Genomic DNA, 13,627 nt, shown 5'->3' on the forward strand with positions numbered 1-13,627 from the left:
GTAAAGACAGGTTCTGCGGCGACGTTGAGCACGCTCGCTCGAACTTTTTTTGTGGGGCTCTTGGGTGGCGCAGCCGAAGCTCAGCTAAGGACCACGATTCCGCCGGGGAACCGCTGAAGCTTCGCGTTAAACGCGTACTCGAGCTGCTCCAGCACCATGTTCATCTGATCGATACGAAAACGACCGCTGAGCTGCTTCTGCCCGAGCGTTTGGTTCATCAAGATGATCCTGCCGGGCCGGTATCGGTTGATTTCCTCGATCGCCTCGACGAGCGGGGTCCCGCGAAACTCGACGATGCCCCGCTGCCATTCCGATGCAACAACCGGATCGATTGCGACGATAGGGCTCAGTCCTCTCGAACCGTACTGGACGCGCTCTCCAGCCTTGAGAGCGGCGACCTCAGCCCCATGCTGAATCCGCGCGGCGCCCTCGAAACAGGTGACGCTGACCGAGGCCTGTTCGCTGCCTTTGGTGTAACGAACATCGAACTTTCCAGCGTTCGCGACGGTCTCACCGCCTGCCGCAAAAACCCCCAATGATCGCTTTGCCCGTGCTGGAACAACGAAGGAGGCCTCTCCCAGGATCAGCTCAATACGATCCATCGCGCCGGCTGCGGATCGAATTGCCAGGCTGGTCTGTGTGTTGAGGTTGATGGCGATGTCGCCTGCGAACGTCACGCTGCTCTGTTCGCCGGTGCTGGTGTGGTAGTCGGCCTTTAGTTCGGCCAAGGAGGGCCAGAGCCCAAGTGGCGGGCTCACAGCGCCGTACGCTGTTGCCGCGGCGATCGCGGCCACACCGCCGCCCACCACAAGGCGCCGGCTGACTGTCTTGCGCTGTTGGCGGAGAGCATCGAGTTCGGCGAAGATATCATGATCGACGCCTTGCAGCATACGCGCAGCCGCGCCCGCGCTGCTCCACGCCCGACTGGCCTCGACAAAGGCGGCCTCACGCGCAGGGCTTTGCGCACGCCATCGCGCCAATGCGTCCACGTCCTCACGCGTCGCTTCGCCGGACGCAAGCTTCTGCACCCACGCGATGGCCTCATCCTCGATGACATTCAGGCCGGAGCCCGAATGACGGGCTTTGCTCATACCAGCTGCGCGTCCCTTAGTATCGACATCGTCGTAGCCGCTTTCCAAGCCGCGGACGACCTCATTCTTAAGACGCTTCTCGGATGGCAAATGCGCACACCTAGCCCTTCATTTCCTTGAGGCGCTCGACAAACGCCTTGTGAGCCAGGAGAAGTTCCTTCGCCACCAGCCGCCGTGACACGCCAAGGCGGTCGGCGATCACCTGACGGGGAATATTGTGCAGCCGTGCCGCCAGGAAGATCGTACGCCTGCGCGCGGGAAGTTGCGCCAGCATGGCCTTGAACGCCTCCAGTTCGGATCTCGCAAGCACAATCTGCTCCGGCGTCGGCGCCTCGTCCGCCACTTCAAGCAGGCTGTCGATCTCCGCCACGGACAGGTGGCGTCCGTCGTTCCGGCGCCGGTCGGCGGCGGCATTCAAGGCCGCACGGAAAAGGTAGCTTTGCTGGCTTTGGACGGCTCCGATCGATTCCGTCTGCGCCAGGCGCAACCACGTGTCGTGCATTGCATCGCCAGCGAGGTCGGCCGACCCCAGATATCTGGTCAATCGCTCCTTCAGATCCTCATAGCGTTCGACGAATAAGCGACGGATTCCCGCCAGGGCCTGATCGCTCATCGCGTCTCTCCCCCGGGACGCGCAGCAGTGTCGGCGGAGACACAGCCCGGTGTAACGCCAGGCGCTTGCGGCACGAGAACAATCAATACCGGCTGCGCGAAATCCGCCGGTGGCGGCTCGCGCAGCCTCACCGACGCCAGGGTTACGTCAATCTGCCGATCGATAGTGCCGCTGCCGGCGGAGCCGACGCGCTGGGATTTCTCGATTCTGCCCGTCGAGCCGATCCAAAGCGCCACCACAATCCGGTACTGGCCAGGACGGGTGACGGCCGACTGACAAAGCGCATCCAGCACGGTCTCCTGAATCAGACCATAATAACGTCGGTGTGCCGCTGATGGCTCTTGCGTTGTTGCTTGCCGCGCGCTGGGTGCCGTGGGCATCAGGACGAATGCGTTCTCGGAAAGGAACCGCGCCGAAAGATTGGTCCCGGCCAGAAGCCGCTGTAGCGCTTCATTGGGTGTCAACACACCCAGCACCTCACCCGAGGCCCTGCCCGCAGCAAGACTGGTGTCGTAGAGTGCCTCGCGACCCGTCAGGTCGCCATAGCGACTGAGTGCCGCGCTCAACGACTGTGAGGGAATATCGAACCTGATTGCCGTGTTCGCGGACGGTGTTTGGGCAAACAGATGTCCAGTCGCGGCGATAGCACCGGCGACCGTCAGAGGAGTCGCCCACAGCAGGAACCGTCCTCTACCCGAGGTACCTGCCGCGTATCCGAGGCGATCAGGTTCAGTTACAGCTTTGGTCTGCGAACGCATCACCACTGTCCGACCGTGCAATGGATCAGGACTGCGGTGTCGGCCTCCAAGAACTCCACGATCTGCTCGTTGACGGTAATTTCAGGCGTCGGCGTGCATGCCAGCCGACGGGTCTCAATGAGTATTCATGCAATATTACGGTTTCACGACGCCGCCCGCTTCCGGGCTTCATGGCGCCCCGCCGGGGGCAATTCGCCCTCCAAGTTGGGCCAATTATAAAGACGCGGCGGAATCGCTCCCGCCGCGCCCGATTCTCGTGCTCGCTGGTCCAGGGCTGAGAGCGCCCCGATGCCAAGCTTTGGACTGCTTAGCGGGCGATCCCAGCGAGGTGACAGCGCTTGAGATAAGACACTGGATCACCTCCTTTCTTTGTTGATGGGACACGCAATATAGGCAGCCGCCCCGCGCCTGTTAAGGCCTGAAGGCGGATCGGCTGGAACCCGGCTGTTCGTAACGGCTCAGGGCGGTTGAGGCTGCCCTCCCGGCATGATAGTGGATCATCCCTACGCGGGTGTAGCTCAATGGTAGAGCAGCAGCCTTCCAAGCTGAATACGAGGGTTCGATTCCCTTCACCCGCTCCAATGTTTTCAGTCACTTACGACACTCCCAATTTTTCATTCGGACAAGCTGGCTGATGCTCATTCGGACAAATGTCCGGCTTTCGTTCGCACGGCGCGTCGCTTCTTGGTGCCGGTGGCGATCTGCGTCGTGGTGCGCTTGACGTACTTCGGCAACACCTTGACCGTGGTATGCCTGCTCTGCGCCAAGATCTCGCGATCGGTCAGTTCGGCGTCGCCGGTCTCGGTTAGGCCACCGTGCCTGAACGAGGCGAATGATAGCTCGTCGCGCAGATTGGCGGCCCGGATGACCTCTTTCACCTTTCGGCTCATGTGCGTGAAGTCCGGCATGTCAGGCCTTGGCCATGTCGGCCACGGGCTGCGTTCACCCCAGTCCCGCCGCAGCATGAGGCCGCCGATGCGGTCGCGCTTGATAGCGTCGAGTTCGCTCATTAGTTCCGGATAGAGGGCGACACCGGCGTCATCGAGCAAAGGAACCCAGCTTTCCGCGTTCGTCTTTTCATCGATCACGCGCACCATGTTGGGGTGTTCCTTCGGCCGGTAGTGCGAGACGTCGAAGGTTGCGAATATGTCGGTCTCTCGCTGCAGCCATTCCCACCCGATCAGCGCAGCAGATTCGCAAGTGCAATATCGCACGGTGCGATTGAGAGGTTGCGAATGGCCAAGAAAAAGACCGTCAGCAAGACGCGGCCCGGCAGGGGGGCCGATCAATTTATCGTCAGGCTGCCCCCTGGCATGCGCGATACACTCTCCGAGCTTGCCGGAGAGCACGGTCGCTCCATGAATGCGGAGGTTGTGGACGCACTAGCCAGATACATTCGATTTGCGACGGCCGAGGACGAAGATTTAACGCTCAGTGAGGAGGGCTTGGTCCAAATATCAAAACGGCTCCAGGCCGGCGTGCATCATCTGGAGGGGATGCTGTTCGATGTTCGAGACGTTGATCTCGACGCCTTCATATCCGATCAGCGCAGCCAAGGTTTAAGCCTGACGCGGACGGAAGCGATCCGCAAGATCCTGCGCGCCTACCTTGATGAGCGCGGATATGGTTCTGAAAGCAAGAAAAGCCCGCCGGCGTGAACCGACATTAGGACGTGGGCTCATTAAGACGCAGCCATAGCCTGATTGACGCGAGTTGAACGAAGGCAAGGTAGTTGGCGGCAAGCCTGTCGTAGCGCGTCGCCACGCGACGAAATTGTTTGATCCTGTTGAAGAACCGTTCGACCCGGCTGCGAGCGCAGTAGAGATAAGGGCTGAAGCAGATTGGATCGTTGCGGTTGCTTTTCGGCGGGATGTTGGCCCACGCGCCTTTCTTCATGGCAAGCTCCCTGATCCAGTCGGCGTCATAGCTGCGGTCGGCAAGCAGCATTGACCCGGATTTCAGACGAGACAGCAGTTTTCCGGCAAGTCGAACGTCATGGGCCTCACCGGGGCTCAGCGCCAGCCGGACCGGCAGACCATTGCTATCGACCACCGCATGAATCTTGCTCCTCAAGCCGCCGCGGGACCTTCCCATCGATTGGCGCCGGTTTCGTGCGATACAGGCTCCATGCTGATGCACGCGCACAATGGAGGTGTCGATCATCTGGATAGCGGCATCATGGGCAGCGGCAAGTGCGTCTATGATGCGGCCCCAGACACCAGCCCGCCGCCAGCGGACGAGACGGTTATAGCAGGTCGTGTAAGGGCCAAAATGATCCGGCAAATCGCGCCAAGGTGCCCCAGATCGCAGACCCCAGAAAATGCCGTTGAGGACACGTGGGTCGTTTAGCCGAGGATCACCACGCGGCTTGTTCGGCAGCATGGGCTTGATGGCAACCCATTCATAATCAGCGAGTTCGTAGCGCATGATTCGAGCCCCCAGTTTGGGAGTTTGAATCACAGAGGTCTGGCCAATCGCAACGCTTCTGGCTCGGCCCCGGTTCGGCGCTTACGGGCAGAAGCGGACATCAACCTGCCGACAATCCCCGATGAAACCGTCGAAAATGACCCGAAGCCGACCTTGCGCCGATGCTGCCGGAGGCGCGGTGCGGGCTCGAAAATAAACTCGTAGAGCATGTCGTTTTGGCGGTCCGCCGTTCGACTGGGTGTCGGCGGAGCCACTTCGGCTGTGGCTGGAGCTCACAATGTGACTGATTAGCTGTCAGATCAATGATCTTACGGAGGTTGGCAATGACGATCTCGCATCGATTTATCGAGACAAATGGCATTCGAATGCACCTGGCCGAAGCAGGGAGCGGCCCCACCGTGCTTCTCTGCCATGGCTTTCCGGGGTGCTGGTATTCGTGGCGGCACCAATTGGAAGCGCTCGCTGCCGCCGGATATCGCGCCATCGCGCCCGACATGCGTGGTTACGGGCAGACGGACAAACCGGATGCGATCGATCAATACACTCTATTGCATTTGACCGGAGACATGGTCGGATTGCTCGACGCGATCGGCACGGATCAAGCAGTCGTTGTCGGACATGATTGGGGAGCGCCGGTCGCTTGGCGCTGTGCTCTGTTCAGACCGGATCGATTTAGGGCCGTCGTTGGCTTGAGCGTGCCGTTTCAGGTGCGTGGTCCCAACCGACCAAGCACCGTCATGCCGCGGACCGAAAAGCAGCGCTTCTATCAACTGTATTTCCAGACGCCGGGCGTTGCCGAGGCAGAACTCGAAAAAGACGTCCACAACGCAATCAAGACAACATTGTTTGCTCTATCCGGCGATGCGCCGGTTGAAGATCCTGCGTCGCTCGCGATGCTTCCTAGTGAGGGGGGTTGGCTTGATGGGAAGCCTACAACCCAATCATTGCCGACGTGGCTCACGGACAATGACATCGAATTTTACGTCGAGGAGTTCAAGCGCACCGGCTTTGGAGGAGGTTTGAATTGGTATCGCAACATTGATCGAAATTGGGAACTGCTCGCACCATGGTCTGGCGCAAAGGTTCAGGTCCCGGCACTCTATGTCGTTGGCGATCGAGACGGGGTTTACAGATCGCCGAATTGGAACCATCTCATCCCTAGCCTGAAACAGTTCGTGCCCTTGCTTCGCGAGACAATAGTCTTGAAAGGTTGCGGTCATTGGACTCAGCAAGAGCGCGCCAAAGACGTAAACAATGCGCTCCTGGAATTCCTGAAAGAGGACTGATGCACTGAGTCCGCTCATGGCCCATCGCGACATTTGCTGCGATTGCACAGAGGCGGTCGGTGTCGGGGCGAAGCGGACATCACCGACGATTTATGAGTACGCGCCCTAGATGTCACCTTAGAACACGCGGCCTCCCGATGGGAGCTTGATCGATAATTTCCCAGTCTTCATCGGAGATGGTCGGCTGATTGCGAATTGCCAATAAATGTCGACATTACGTCGGCCGGTTTGCTGCGGGCTAGTTCCTTCAAAGGTCTGCTCGAAGAGTAACCAGGTCTCAAGACAGTCCCCAGCACTGACCCTGGGTATTTCTCTTTCGCCGCGCGTGCGTTTCGGAACATTGAACCCGATCGGCAGTTCTGTGGAAAAAAGAGAACTGCCGTGTGGAGAGCTTTGAACCAGCTCACGGACGACAAACGTACTGTGCTTCTTTACCATGCCGACATAGGCACGGCGCTTTGTGCGGCAGCGTTGATCGTGAGTATCCTGCAGTTCATCGGTAATCTTTTTTGAACCCAACGGAGGCGGCGATGGCGTGTCAGGACCCGGTACGACGCTCGCTGCTGCTGACGGCTCTGGCCGCAGGGGCATATCTGGCTGCCAAGCCAGCCGTGGCGGAGGAGGAGGATCAGCCAGGCAGCGATGAGCGACCGCAAAAAGGCGACTTTCTCGTTCACTCCGAAGGGGAACGTGCCGGCGAAATCATCAAACTGGGTGATCTGGAGCTTGGTGGGCCGCCCGTGCACGCTTGGCCGAAGGACCCGAAATCCTCGGTGATCCGCAAGGGATCGCGGCTCAATGAGATTGTCGTCCTAAGACTTGATCCGGGCGAACTCGACGAAGAGTCCCGATCGCGATCGGCCAATGGCGTCGTCGCTTATTCGCTGATTTGCACTCACGCCGGATGCCCCGTCTCCGAGTGGGTAAAGGCATCGGAAAGCGACAAAAACGTTCTAAAATGTCCCTGTCACAACTCCGAATTTAATCCCCGAGAAAGTGCGCAGGTCGTATTCGGACCGGCGCCCCGCCGTCTTGCGGCACTTCCACTCGCAATCGCTGACGACTCGCTCACGGTGGCCGCAGGGTTCATCGGAAAGGTAGGCGGCCAGCCCGGAGGGTGACGGTCGCACGGTTAAGGACGCGATGTTGACCTAGTCTCCAGCAGTCTGCCCGCTTAGCGCCGCTCTTTGACCTGACCGCTGCTGTCGACAACGAGCGATACGTCCTTGCCGTCCTTCACCGCCTTGACCGAAATGCCTTCAGCCGTGGATTTGATGTCACGGACTTGGGTGTAGCCGTCCGATTGAAGCTTAGCCAAGAGTTCCTGCTGGGTCAGGGCATGAGCCGGCACGACCAGGCTGACCATTAGGCAGCAGAGGATCGCTTGGGAGATTGTACGTACTGACATCATCTGCACTCCTCCTGTTATCTGACGTGGGCGCCCTCGAAGAACCGCAGTGGAACGCCGAACGTCAGTCCGGCGCGTACTTCGTTGACCGGATGGTGATTGGTCAGCGCGTGGCGATAGGCGACGTCGAAAGAGAGCTTGTCGCTCACCTGCCAGATCAAGCCTACGAGCCCGGAAAAGGTTTCCTCCTGGCCGAATTCCTTTTCGTAGAAAAATTCCGAGACCGGCCGCACCGTCCATTTCGACGGCCCCTCGATGATCGTGCCGAGGAAGACATCGGCATGATGGTCCCGCGTCAGCAGCGTTTCCGCGTTGAGGTGGATCGTTCCCCAGTCCCAGCGCTGCGAGACGATGGTTGCCCAGCTTGCGCCAACGCCGCTGCCCCCCGTGCTGTCCGGCAACAGCACACCAAATTCGGTCGCGATGCTCGGTCCGCTCTTATCCTGCAGGCTGCCCGGTACCACGACATGCTTGAGGAACGCACCTGCTGCGATCAGGTTCGTCGGCCCCGAGGGCGACAGCGGCGTCTCGCCCTGTCCCTCGAACACCGCCTCCCATCCCTCGCTCAATCCGAAATTCAGGACCGTCCATGGCGCGACCAGCGTCGGGATGGCCCCGTCGCGTCGGACGCCGGCCGGCTGCAACTCGACTTCGAGTTCTCCAGGGGCGGCCACGGCGGCATCGGTGCCGTCGAACGGCCGGTAGGCGAAGGCCATCTCCGGCCAAGCGACACTCAGGATCAGCAACGATACGATAGATCGGACCAGCGGGGCACGTGGAAGCATGGCTGCACCTCCATCGGCTTGGCTTAAGGTATCGGGCGATAGACCCAGATCGCAGCGCCGTCACCGCCCCTTGCGGGAACCGCAAGCAGGAGGCGATCGAGTTCAGGCACAAACAGCGAGGTCCGCGCGCCTGGCGCGGTGGCGAGGCGCGCAATCGAGCGATACGACGCGCCCTCCGCCGCGAGCACGTCCAGATATCCTTCGCCGCAACTGGCGTAGATGAGATCCCGCTTCTCGTCGACGAAAAGATCGTCAATGTCGCCGCAGGTTGGGATGGCCGCTTGCAGTTGTCCATCGGCCGTTCCGAACACACCGATCTCGGCCGGGCGGCGAAATGCCACCAGAACCTGCTGGCGGCCGTGATCCAGCGCCATGGCGAAGTTGGCGCTGCGGCCTGACGTCGGCCAGGAAGCAAGCTGCTTTCCAGACCCGCGATCGATGACGTCGATCTCGTTCTTGTTCGGAACATTGACGAAGATCCGGTCCGAATTCCGGTCGAGTTGGAAGCTTTCGGGGTGCGCGCCCAAGGCCGCGCTTGCGACCTTGGCGTGGGTGGTGGTGTCGAGCGCAGTCACAAACCCATCGCCATGGCCGACAAAGATATGTCCCGCCTTTGCGTCGATGCGGACATTGTCGGCATCGGTGCCCAGCTCGATCTGCCCCCGCGGCGAAAGATCGGCTCCGTTGAAAAGCCTGACCGAGCCATCGCCGGCGTTTGCCACATAGACTGTGTCGGTCGCCGGGTCGTACCCGACGCCCTGCGGCTTGCTAAGGTCGCCGACGATGCGGTCGAGACGCTCACTTTCGAGATCAACTACCGCGAGACCATTGCTGGCCAGCGCCGCCACAAACAGGTGATGCCGGGCCAGATCGATCGCCATGTGGTCGATCCGGCCCTGAACATCGGCGAGCGGAATCTTACCTTCCAGTTGGAGCGGCTCGGCTTCGGTTGCCTGGCAGGCAGAAACATCGGCGACAAAACTCCATGCGGTGATCGCCAACCACGCAGTGAAGAACCCTCGAAGGAACGTCATCGCACGCCCTCGTCGAATTGGACTGCCAAGAGTTATGTCCTCGCCCCGCGGGTCGGCTAATCCAGCGGTTCTGTCACGGTCGCCAGCTTCTCTTCGTTCAAGAAACCAAGCGACGCTATGGGCTGCCCGTTTTTCAATTCAGGCACAGCGCTCACCACAATGATCCGCGCGCCGTATCCTTTTGCCTTGGCCACGGCAGCGGCCAGCGTTACCTTTGCCCGGTCCAGCGCAGCCTTTTGTGCCTCGGCGTGCTCGAGGTCCTCCCCTTCGGTGATGGGCTCGACCTTGCCTATCTCTCCGGTCATGTGATCGACGATGACTTCGAAGAACTTTCCGTCTTTTGCGGTGTAGATCGAAAGCTGAAGTTTGCCATCTTCAGCTTCGAATTTTCCGGAGATTGGTTGGCCTTCCCGTTCACTGGTCACCAAGGCCTGTTGCAAGCTAACCTTGGCAGTACCTAACAATCTGATCAGAACGCCTTCGTCTTCATCATCACCGGCCGCGTGCCCTGGTCCAACAGACAATACCGTCAGACCAATGATCACGAGTCCGGCAGCAGAAGTGAGTAGCAATTTCCTGCGAGTCATGGGTTCCTCCATTCACTGACCTCAATGCCCCGAGCCCCGCACCGAAACCCGTCACTTGATCATCACCCACGCCGGCTGCAACCACGGATAGGCAACGAGACCGACGATCGCCGTGGCCGCAATGAACATGGGATTGCTGACCTTCCAGCGGAATAGAACCGCGAGCGAGACGAGCGCGATCGCAATCGTCAGCCAATCACCGATGGCGATCTTTCCAAGCAGAATGCATGCGCCCAAAATCGTGCCGATCGCCGCCGCGTAGGCACCCTTGACGAACCCTTGAACGTTCGGGTTTCCGCGGTGCCGCGCCAACAGCGGTGCTGCGATCAGCACCAGCAAGAATGACGGCAGGAAAATGCCGACAGTCGAGACAAGCGACCCCCAGAAACCAGCGACCAGATAGCCGACAAAGGTCGCCGTGATGACGACCGGTCCCGGGCTGATCATGCCGATCGCCACGGCTACCAGGAACTCCCTCTCGTTGAGCCAGCCATATTGCTGAACGAGCCCCTGCTCGAGGAACGGCACGATGACAAGCCCGCTGCCGAAGGTCAACGACCCAGCCTTAAGGAAGAAGAGCAAGAGCTTGCCGAGCGTGGAGCCACCCGCGACCGGGGCCACGGCCGGCGCGGCGGCAGGGATGAAGGCGATTTGCATCGCAGTCGAGGAACGCTTGAAGATCTTTCCGTAGTAGAGGATCCCGACAATGCCGGCGCCGATGAACAGCAGTGCCACTTCGGCCTGCAGGACGACGGTAACGACAAGGCAAACCCCGGCGATGGCCCATTGCAGCCAGTCCTCCATGCCGAGCTTCGCGAGCCGATAGCAGGAGTGCAGGATGAGCGCGATCACCGCCGGGCTGACGCCATAGAAGATGGCCGTCACCGGCTGCAAGTCGCCGAGGTACACATAGAGCGCGCCGAGCGCCGCCACGATGATGAAGTTTGGCAGGATGAAGCACCAGCCGCCGATCCAGGCACCCCAGAAGCCGCAGCGGAGCCAGGCGACATAGATGCCGACTTGGATCGCGAGCGGACCGGGAAGCGACTGGCAGATGGCAATCGACTCCCGCATCTGCTCCTTGGTCAGCCACTTCTTGTCGTTGACCAGCTCCCGTTCCATTTGACCGACGAGCGCAACCGGGCCGCCGAAGCCGAGACAGCCAAGGCGGAGGAAATACCGTGCCAGTTCACCCTTGCTATTGTGTTCTGTCTGCATTGTCGTCGTCACCTGTGCCCCTCTCGTGATCGGCGCGGTCCGCCGGAAACTCCAAACTGACTCGCGCGCTCCATGGCGTTGAGCGCGAGGGCGAACGCATCACTGACGAGCTGAGGATCACCATAGAACACGAGGGTAGACGAGTCGGACGCTCGCGCTGATTCGTTGTCGACAGGAGTCTGCTTGGACGCCCGCTCTTTTCTCTTGATCATCGCTGGCTCCTTATCGCTCCATTCCTTGCAAGTTCGACCGCTCAGACTGGCTATTCGCGATCCGAAATGGGCTCGAGAACGCCGACAGACGGTAGGCCAAGTCCCCTCGGGGTCATGACAATCCATGAACCCGACGACGTCACCTCGAAGCACCCACCATCCGGCTCCGGAAGGTCGAGGCAGAGATCGTCTGAACGGACGAACCATTTTCCTGTTAGCACCTTGCTCATCGAGTAACTTCTGAACGTCCCGTCACGTTGGTATACTTCGCGCCAGTGCACCTCATCGGTGAGCTGCCTGTCAGAAAATCGCGCGCGGATCTGTGCGCCCGACAACTTCTTCAAATCTTCGGCCGTTGCCCTGCCGCTCCAGAGCGTCAACAAGGTCAGCAATCCGACGGCTGCACATGCGACGCGCATTCCGGCACGAGGATTGCCTATGCTTACGGCTTCGATTTGCATGACTTCAGGCACATCTGGTACTCGGTCTTGCAGGCAGGGCCCGCGTAGTTCTTCATGCACGCCTTGTGCTGCTCGGCGCATACCTTGCAGGACGATTGCGCCTCGGCCACGCGATCGGCGACCAGAAGGCCTGCCAGCACTGACAACGCAACGACAACTCGCTTCATTCGCGGTCCCCCTCTCGACTCGTGTGTGTGTTGCCTCCTCCTCGCCTAACTCTTGGTGCTCGCGGTCTTGTCGAGTGCCGCACGCAGCCCTTTGGCCAGCTTGATCGCATCGTCATTGGCCCAGAAGTGCATGAAGAACAGGCGCGGCTGCTCGTCGAGCATGTGGCTGTGGATCGCTGTTACATCGATGTCGTTCGCTTTCAGCGCCTTGATCACAGGATTGACTTCGTCGCCGGTCAGCACGAAATCGCCGGTGATGGCTGCCTTGCCGCCCCCCGTCGGCTGGAAGTTGATGGACTGTGCCACACCCATCGGGCCGACCGGTGCGAGTTGCATCCCAGCTTCGCTGACCGGATCGCGCCGCGGAACGGCGAAGGCGTAGACACCGCCATTGTTCTGTCCCTTGGCGCCGATGATCTGATCGAGCTGTGCGGTATCGAGGTCGATGGCGGGCGGCGCGGCCGCTGCCGAAGACGCCAGCGGCGTTTTGCTCACTGCCAGCGCGTCGCGGATGGCAGCAGCCATCTTCACGGGATCGCCGTGACCGCCGACATGCATGTAGAAAGTCGCAGGGCTCGCCCGGAGCAGGTGATTGTGAACGGCGGTGATCTCGATCCCGCCCGCGATGAGCTTCGCCATGACCGGATTGATCTCGGTTTCCAGCAGCACGAGGTCGCCCATCACCATGGCTTCACCGTGAATCGGCATGAACGCAACCCAGCCACCGAGCGCAAGCGTCGGCTTGATGGTCACGCCATCCAAAGTGACGGTCAGATCGCTGCGCGGGAATCCATAACGATGCACCTCGCCGGAGACGGCCGGCTTCCGGCCGAGTATCTCATCGACCTTTTGCCACTCGATTGCCTGGGCACGCGCACTGGAGATGAAAGGCTCGGTGAAGATGTACCAGTCGGTGGTCTGCGCATTCGCAACTGACGCGGATGACAGCGCCAGAATTGAAGCGGCCAAAAGATATCTGAGACGAATGTTGAACCTCCATGGTTGGATAGAAGGGCCTCCGCCTGCGACGTGTCTGGAAGGAGCGAACAGCGTCATTTTGAGAGGCCCTCGTAAGACCGTTCGACGGCAGACCAATTGATGGCCGATATGAACGCGCCGACATAGTCGGCAGCCTTGGCGCCGTAGTCGATGTGATAGGAATGCTCGTACATATCGAGCGCCAGGATCGGCGTGCTCCCGGCAAGCGTATGGCAGTGATCGGATGCCCATTGATTGAGGAGCTTCCGGTCACGCGGCGACCACGTCAGCAGCACCCAGCCGGAGCCGCCACCGAGCGCCTTGCCCATGGCGACGAATTCGGCACGCCAGCGTTCGTATGAACCGAAATCGCGCGTGAGCGCATCCTTCAGGCTTGTTCCGGGCTCGCTTTCATCACCAAGGCCATCGAAGAACACTTCATGCAGGATCATCGAATTGCTTGCGATGAGCTGCTCACGCTTCAATCCGTTGAGCAGGAAACCCGGCGCGGTCGCGTAGTCGAGATCAGCAAGCTTCTCATCGATCAGGTTGAGGCGCTTTACCGCGCCGCCATAGTTGTTCTCGTAGTGGCTGATGATCAT

General features: G+C 60.2%; 17 protein-coding genes and 1 tRNA gene. 4 read left to right on the plus strand and 14 right to left on the minus strand.

Annotated features, from left to right (window positions below; genetic code table 11):
- Positions 1-80: 80 nt before the first annotated feature.
- Genes OZ411_RS37150 through OZ411_RS37160 form a run of 3 tightly spaced genes read right to left on the minus strand, consistent with a single transcriptional unit; the run spans position 81 to position 2,462 of the window.
- Positions 81-1,181, minus strand: a complete 1,101-nt coding sequence (locus tag OZ411_RS37150; protein WP_282531905.1) for a FecR domain-containing protein — start codon at positions 1,179-1,181, stop codon at positions 81-83.
- 10 nt (positions 1,182-1,191) lie between these two features.
- Positions 1,192-1,704 (minus strand): sigma-70 family RNA polymerase sigma factor, encoded by a 513-nt coding sequence (locus OZ411_RS37155; RefSeq protein ID WP_282531906.1) that lies wholly within the window; start codon positions 1,702-1,704, stop codon positions 1,192-1,194.
- Complete coding sequence (locus OZ411_RS37160; protein ID WP_282531907.1) at positions 1,701-2,462, minus strand: STN domain-containing protein; 762 nt, start codon at positions 2,460-2,462, stop codon at positions 1,701-1,703. The genes OZ411_RS37155 and OZ411_RS37160 overlap by 4 nt, the downstream gene beginning before the upstream one ends.
- A gap of 507 nt (positions 2,463-2,969) precedes the next feature.
- Here OZ411_RS37160 and OZ411_RS37165 point away from each other — a divergent pair.
- A tRNA-Gly gene (locus tag OZ411_RS37165) sits at positions 2,970-3,043 on the plus strand.
- Positions 3,044-3,100: 57 nt separating this feature from the next.
- On the opposite strand, the gene OZ411_RS37170 is transcribed toward OZ411_RS37165, so the two are convergent.
- The gene (locus OZ411_RS37170) at positions 3,101-3,676 is read right to left on the minus strand and encodes a hypothetical protein (protein ID WP_282531908.1); all 576 of its coding nucleotides are present in this window, start codon (positions 3,674-3,676) and stop codon (positions 3,101-3,103) included.
- A 21-nt stretch (positions 3,677-3,697) separates the two neighbouring features.
- On the opposite strand from OZ411_RS37170, the gene OZ411_RS37175 reads away from it, so the two are divergent.
- On the plus strand, positions 3,698-4,120 hold the full coding sequence (locus OZ411_RS37175; protein ID WP_282531909.1) for an Arc family DNA-binding protein: 423 nt from the start codon (positions 3,698-3,700) through the stop codon (positions 4,118-4,120).
- Positions 4,121-4,127: 7 nt separating this feature from the next.
- Here OZ411_RS37175 and OZ411_RS37180 read toward each other — a convergent pair whose 3' ends face one another.
- Positions 4,128-4,889, minus strand: coding sequence for an IS5 family transposase (locus OZ411_RS37180; protein WP_282531910.1), 762 nt, complete (start codon positions 4,887-4,889; stop codon positions 4,128-4,130).
- A 323-nt stretch (positions 4,890-5,212) separates the two neighbouring features.
- Here OZ411_RS37180 and OZ411_RS37185 point away from each other — a divergent pair, with 323 nt between their 5' ends.
- Positions 5,213-6,175, plus strand: a complete 963-nt coding sequence (locus OZ411_RS37185) for an alpha/beta hydrolase (protein ID WP_282531911.1) — start codon at positions 5,213-5,215, stop codon at positions 6,173-6,175.
- Between the two features lie 530 nt (positions 6,176-6,705).
- The gene (locus OZ411_RS37190; RefSeq protein WP_282531912.1) at positions 6,706-7,296 is read left to right on the plus strand and encodes a ubiquinol-cytochrome c reductase iron-sulfur subunit; all 591 of its coding nucleotides are present in this window, start codon (positions 6,706-6,708) and stop codon (positions 7,294-7,296) included.
- A gap of 53 nt (positions 7,297-7,349) precedes the next feature.
- Here the strand turns inward: OZ411_RS37190 and OZ411_RS37195 are convergent, their stop codons facing one another.
- The 9 genes from OZ411_RS37195 to OZ411_RS37235 form a co-directional block, all read right to left on the minus strand.
- A complete protein-coding gene (locus tag OZ411_RS37195; RefSeq protein WP_282531913.1) occupies positions 7,350-7,583 on the minus strand; it encodes a hypothetical protein in 234 nt (77 codons plus the stop codon).
- A 17-nt stretch (positions 7,584-7,600) separates the two neighbouring features.
- Complete coding sequence (locus OZ411_RS37200; RefSeq protein ID WP_282531914.1) at positions 7,601-8,368, minus strand: hypothetical protein; 768 nt, start codon at positions 8,366-8,368, stop codon at positions 7,601-7,603.
- A gap of 23 nt (positions 8,369-8,391) precedes the next feature.
- Positions 8,392-9,402 carry a hypothetical protein gene (locus tag OZ411_RS37205; RefSeq protein ID WP_282531915.1) on the minus strand — a complete coding sequence of 337 codons (1,011 nt, stop codon included), beginning with the start codon at positions 9,400-9,402 and terminating at the stop codon, positions 8,392-8,394.
- A gap of 56 nt (positions 9,403-9,458) precedes the next feature.
- Complete coding sequence (locus tag OZ411_RS37210) at positions 9,459-9,989, minus strand: PepSY domain-containing protein (RefSeq protein WP_282531916.1); 531 nt, start codon at positions 9,987-9,989, stop codon at positions 9,459-9,461.
- A 51-nt stretch (positions 9,990-10,040) separates the two neighbouring features.
- Entirely contained in the window at positions 10,041-11,207 is a 1,167-nt protein-coding gene (gene chrA / locus OZ411_RS37215; RefSeq protein ID WP_282531917.1) for a chromate efflux transporter, read from the minus strand.
- 262 nt (positions 11,208-11,469) lie between these two features.
- Positions 11,470-11,880 carry a hypothetical protein gene (locus OZ411_RS37220; RefSeq protein WP_282531918.1) on the minus strand — a complete coding sequence of 137 codons (411 nt, stop codon included), beginning with the start codon at positions 11,878-11,880 and terminating at the stop codon, positions 11,470-11,472.
- Entirely contained in the window at positions 11,862-12,047 is a 186-nt protein-coding gene (locus tag OZ411_RS37225) for a hypothetical protein (protein ID WP_130576929.1), read from the minus strand. The genes OZ411_RS37220 and OZ411_RS37225 overlap by 19 nt, the downstream gene beginning before the upstream one ends.
- A gap of 45 nt (positions 12,048-12,092) precedes the next feature.
- Positions 12,093-12,950, minus strand: coding sequence for a DUF1259 domain-containing protein (locus OZ411_RS37230; protein WP_282531920.1), 858 nt, complete (start codon positions 12,948-12,950; stop codon positions 12,093-12,095).
- 149 nt (positions 12,951-13,099) lie between these two features.
- Positions 13,100-13,627 (minus strand): Fe-Mn family superoxide dismutase (locus OZ411_RS37235; RefSeq protein ID WP_282531919.1); only part of this gene is annotated, 528 nt, incomplete at its 5' end.

It is taken from the genome of Bradyrhizobium sp. Arg237L (assembly GCF_029990105.1).
In the GTDB taxonomy this organism is placed as follows: Bacteria; Pseudomonadota; Alphaproteobacteria; order Rhizobiales; family Xanthobacteraceae; genus Bradyrhizobium.

What these genes read in the sequence shown, in the direction of transcription:
- OZ411_RS37195 (WP_282531913.1), bottom strand. Translation starts at nt 7,583, where the DNA reads ATGTCAGTACGTACAATCTCCCAAGCGATCCTCTGCTGCCTAATGGTC.
- OZ411_RS37160 (WP_282531907.1), bottom strand. Translation starts at nt 2,462, where the DNA reads ATGCGTTCGCAGACCAAAGCTGTAACTGAACCTGATCGCCTCGGATAC.
- OZ411_RS37155 (WP_282531906.1), bottom strand. Translation starts at nt 1,704, where the DNA reads ATGAGCGATCAGGCCCTGGCGGGAATCCGTCGCTTATTCGTCGAACGC.
- OZ411_RS37185 (WP_282531911.1), top strand. Translation starts at nt 5,213, where the DNA reads ATGACGATCTCGCATCGATTTATCGAGACAAATGGCATTCGAATGCAC.
- OZ411_RS37220 (WP_282531918.1), bottom strand. Translation starts at nt 11,880, where the DNA reads ATGCAAATCGAAGCCGTAAGCATAGGCAATCCTCGTGCCGGAATGCGC.
- OZ411_RS37190 (WP_282531912.1), top strand. Translation starts at nt 6,706, where the DNA reads ATGGCGTGTCAGGACCCGGTACGACGCTCGCTGCTGCTGACGGCTCTG.
- OZ411_RS37175 (WP_282531909.1), top strand. Translation starts at nt 3,698, where the DNA reads ATGGCCAAGAAAAAGACCGTCAGCAAGACGCGGCCCGGCAGGGGGGCC.
- chrA (WP_282531917.1), bottom strand. Translation starts at nt 11,207, where the DNA reads ATGCAGACAGAACACAATAGCAAGGGTGAACTGGCACGGTATTTCCTC.
- OZ411_RS37205 (WP_282531915.1), bottom strand. Translation starts at nt 9,402, where the DNA reads ATGACGTTCCTTCGAGGGTTCTTCACTGCGTGGTTGGCGATCACCGCA.
- OZ411_RS37210 (WP_282531916.1), bottom strand. Translation starts at nt 9,989, where the DNA reads ATGACTCGCAGGAAATTGCTACTCACTTCTGCTGCCGGACTCGTGATC.
- OZ411_RS37200 (WP_282531914.1), bottom strand. Translation starts at nt 8,368, where the DNA reads ATGCTTCCACGTGCCCCGCTGGTCCGATCTATCGTATCGTTGCTGATC.
- OZ411_RS37225 (WP_130576929.1), bottom strand. Translation starts at nt 12,047, where the DNA reads ATGAAGCGAGTTGTCGTTGCGTTGTCAGTGCTGGCAGGCCTTCTGGTC.
- OZ411_RS37180 (WP_282531910.1), bottom strand. Translation starts at nt 4,889, where the DNA reads ATGCGCTACGAACTCGCTGATTATGAATGGGTTGCCATCAAGCCCATG.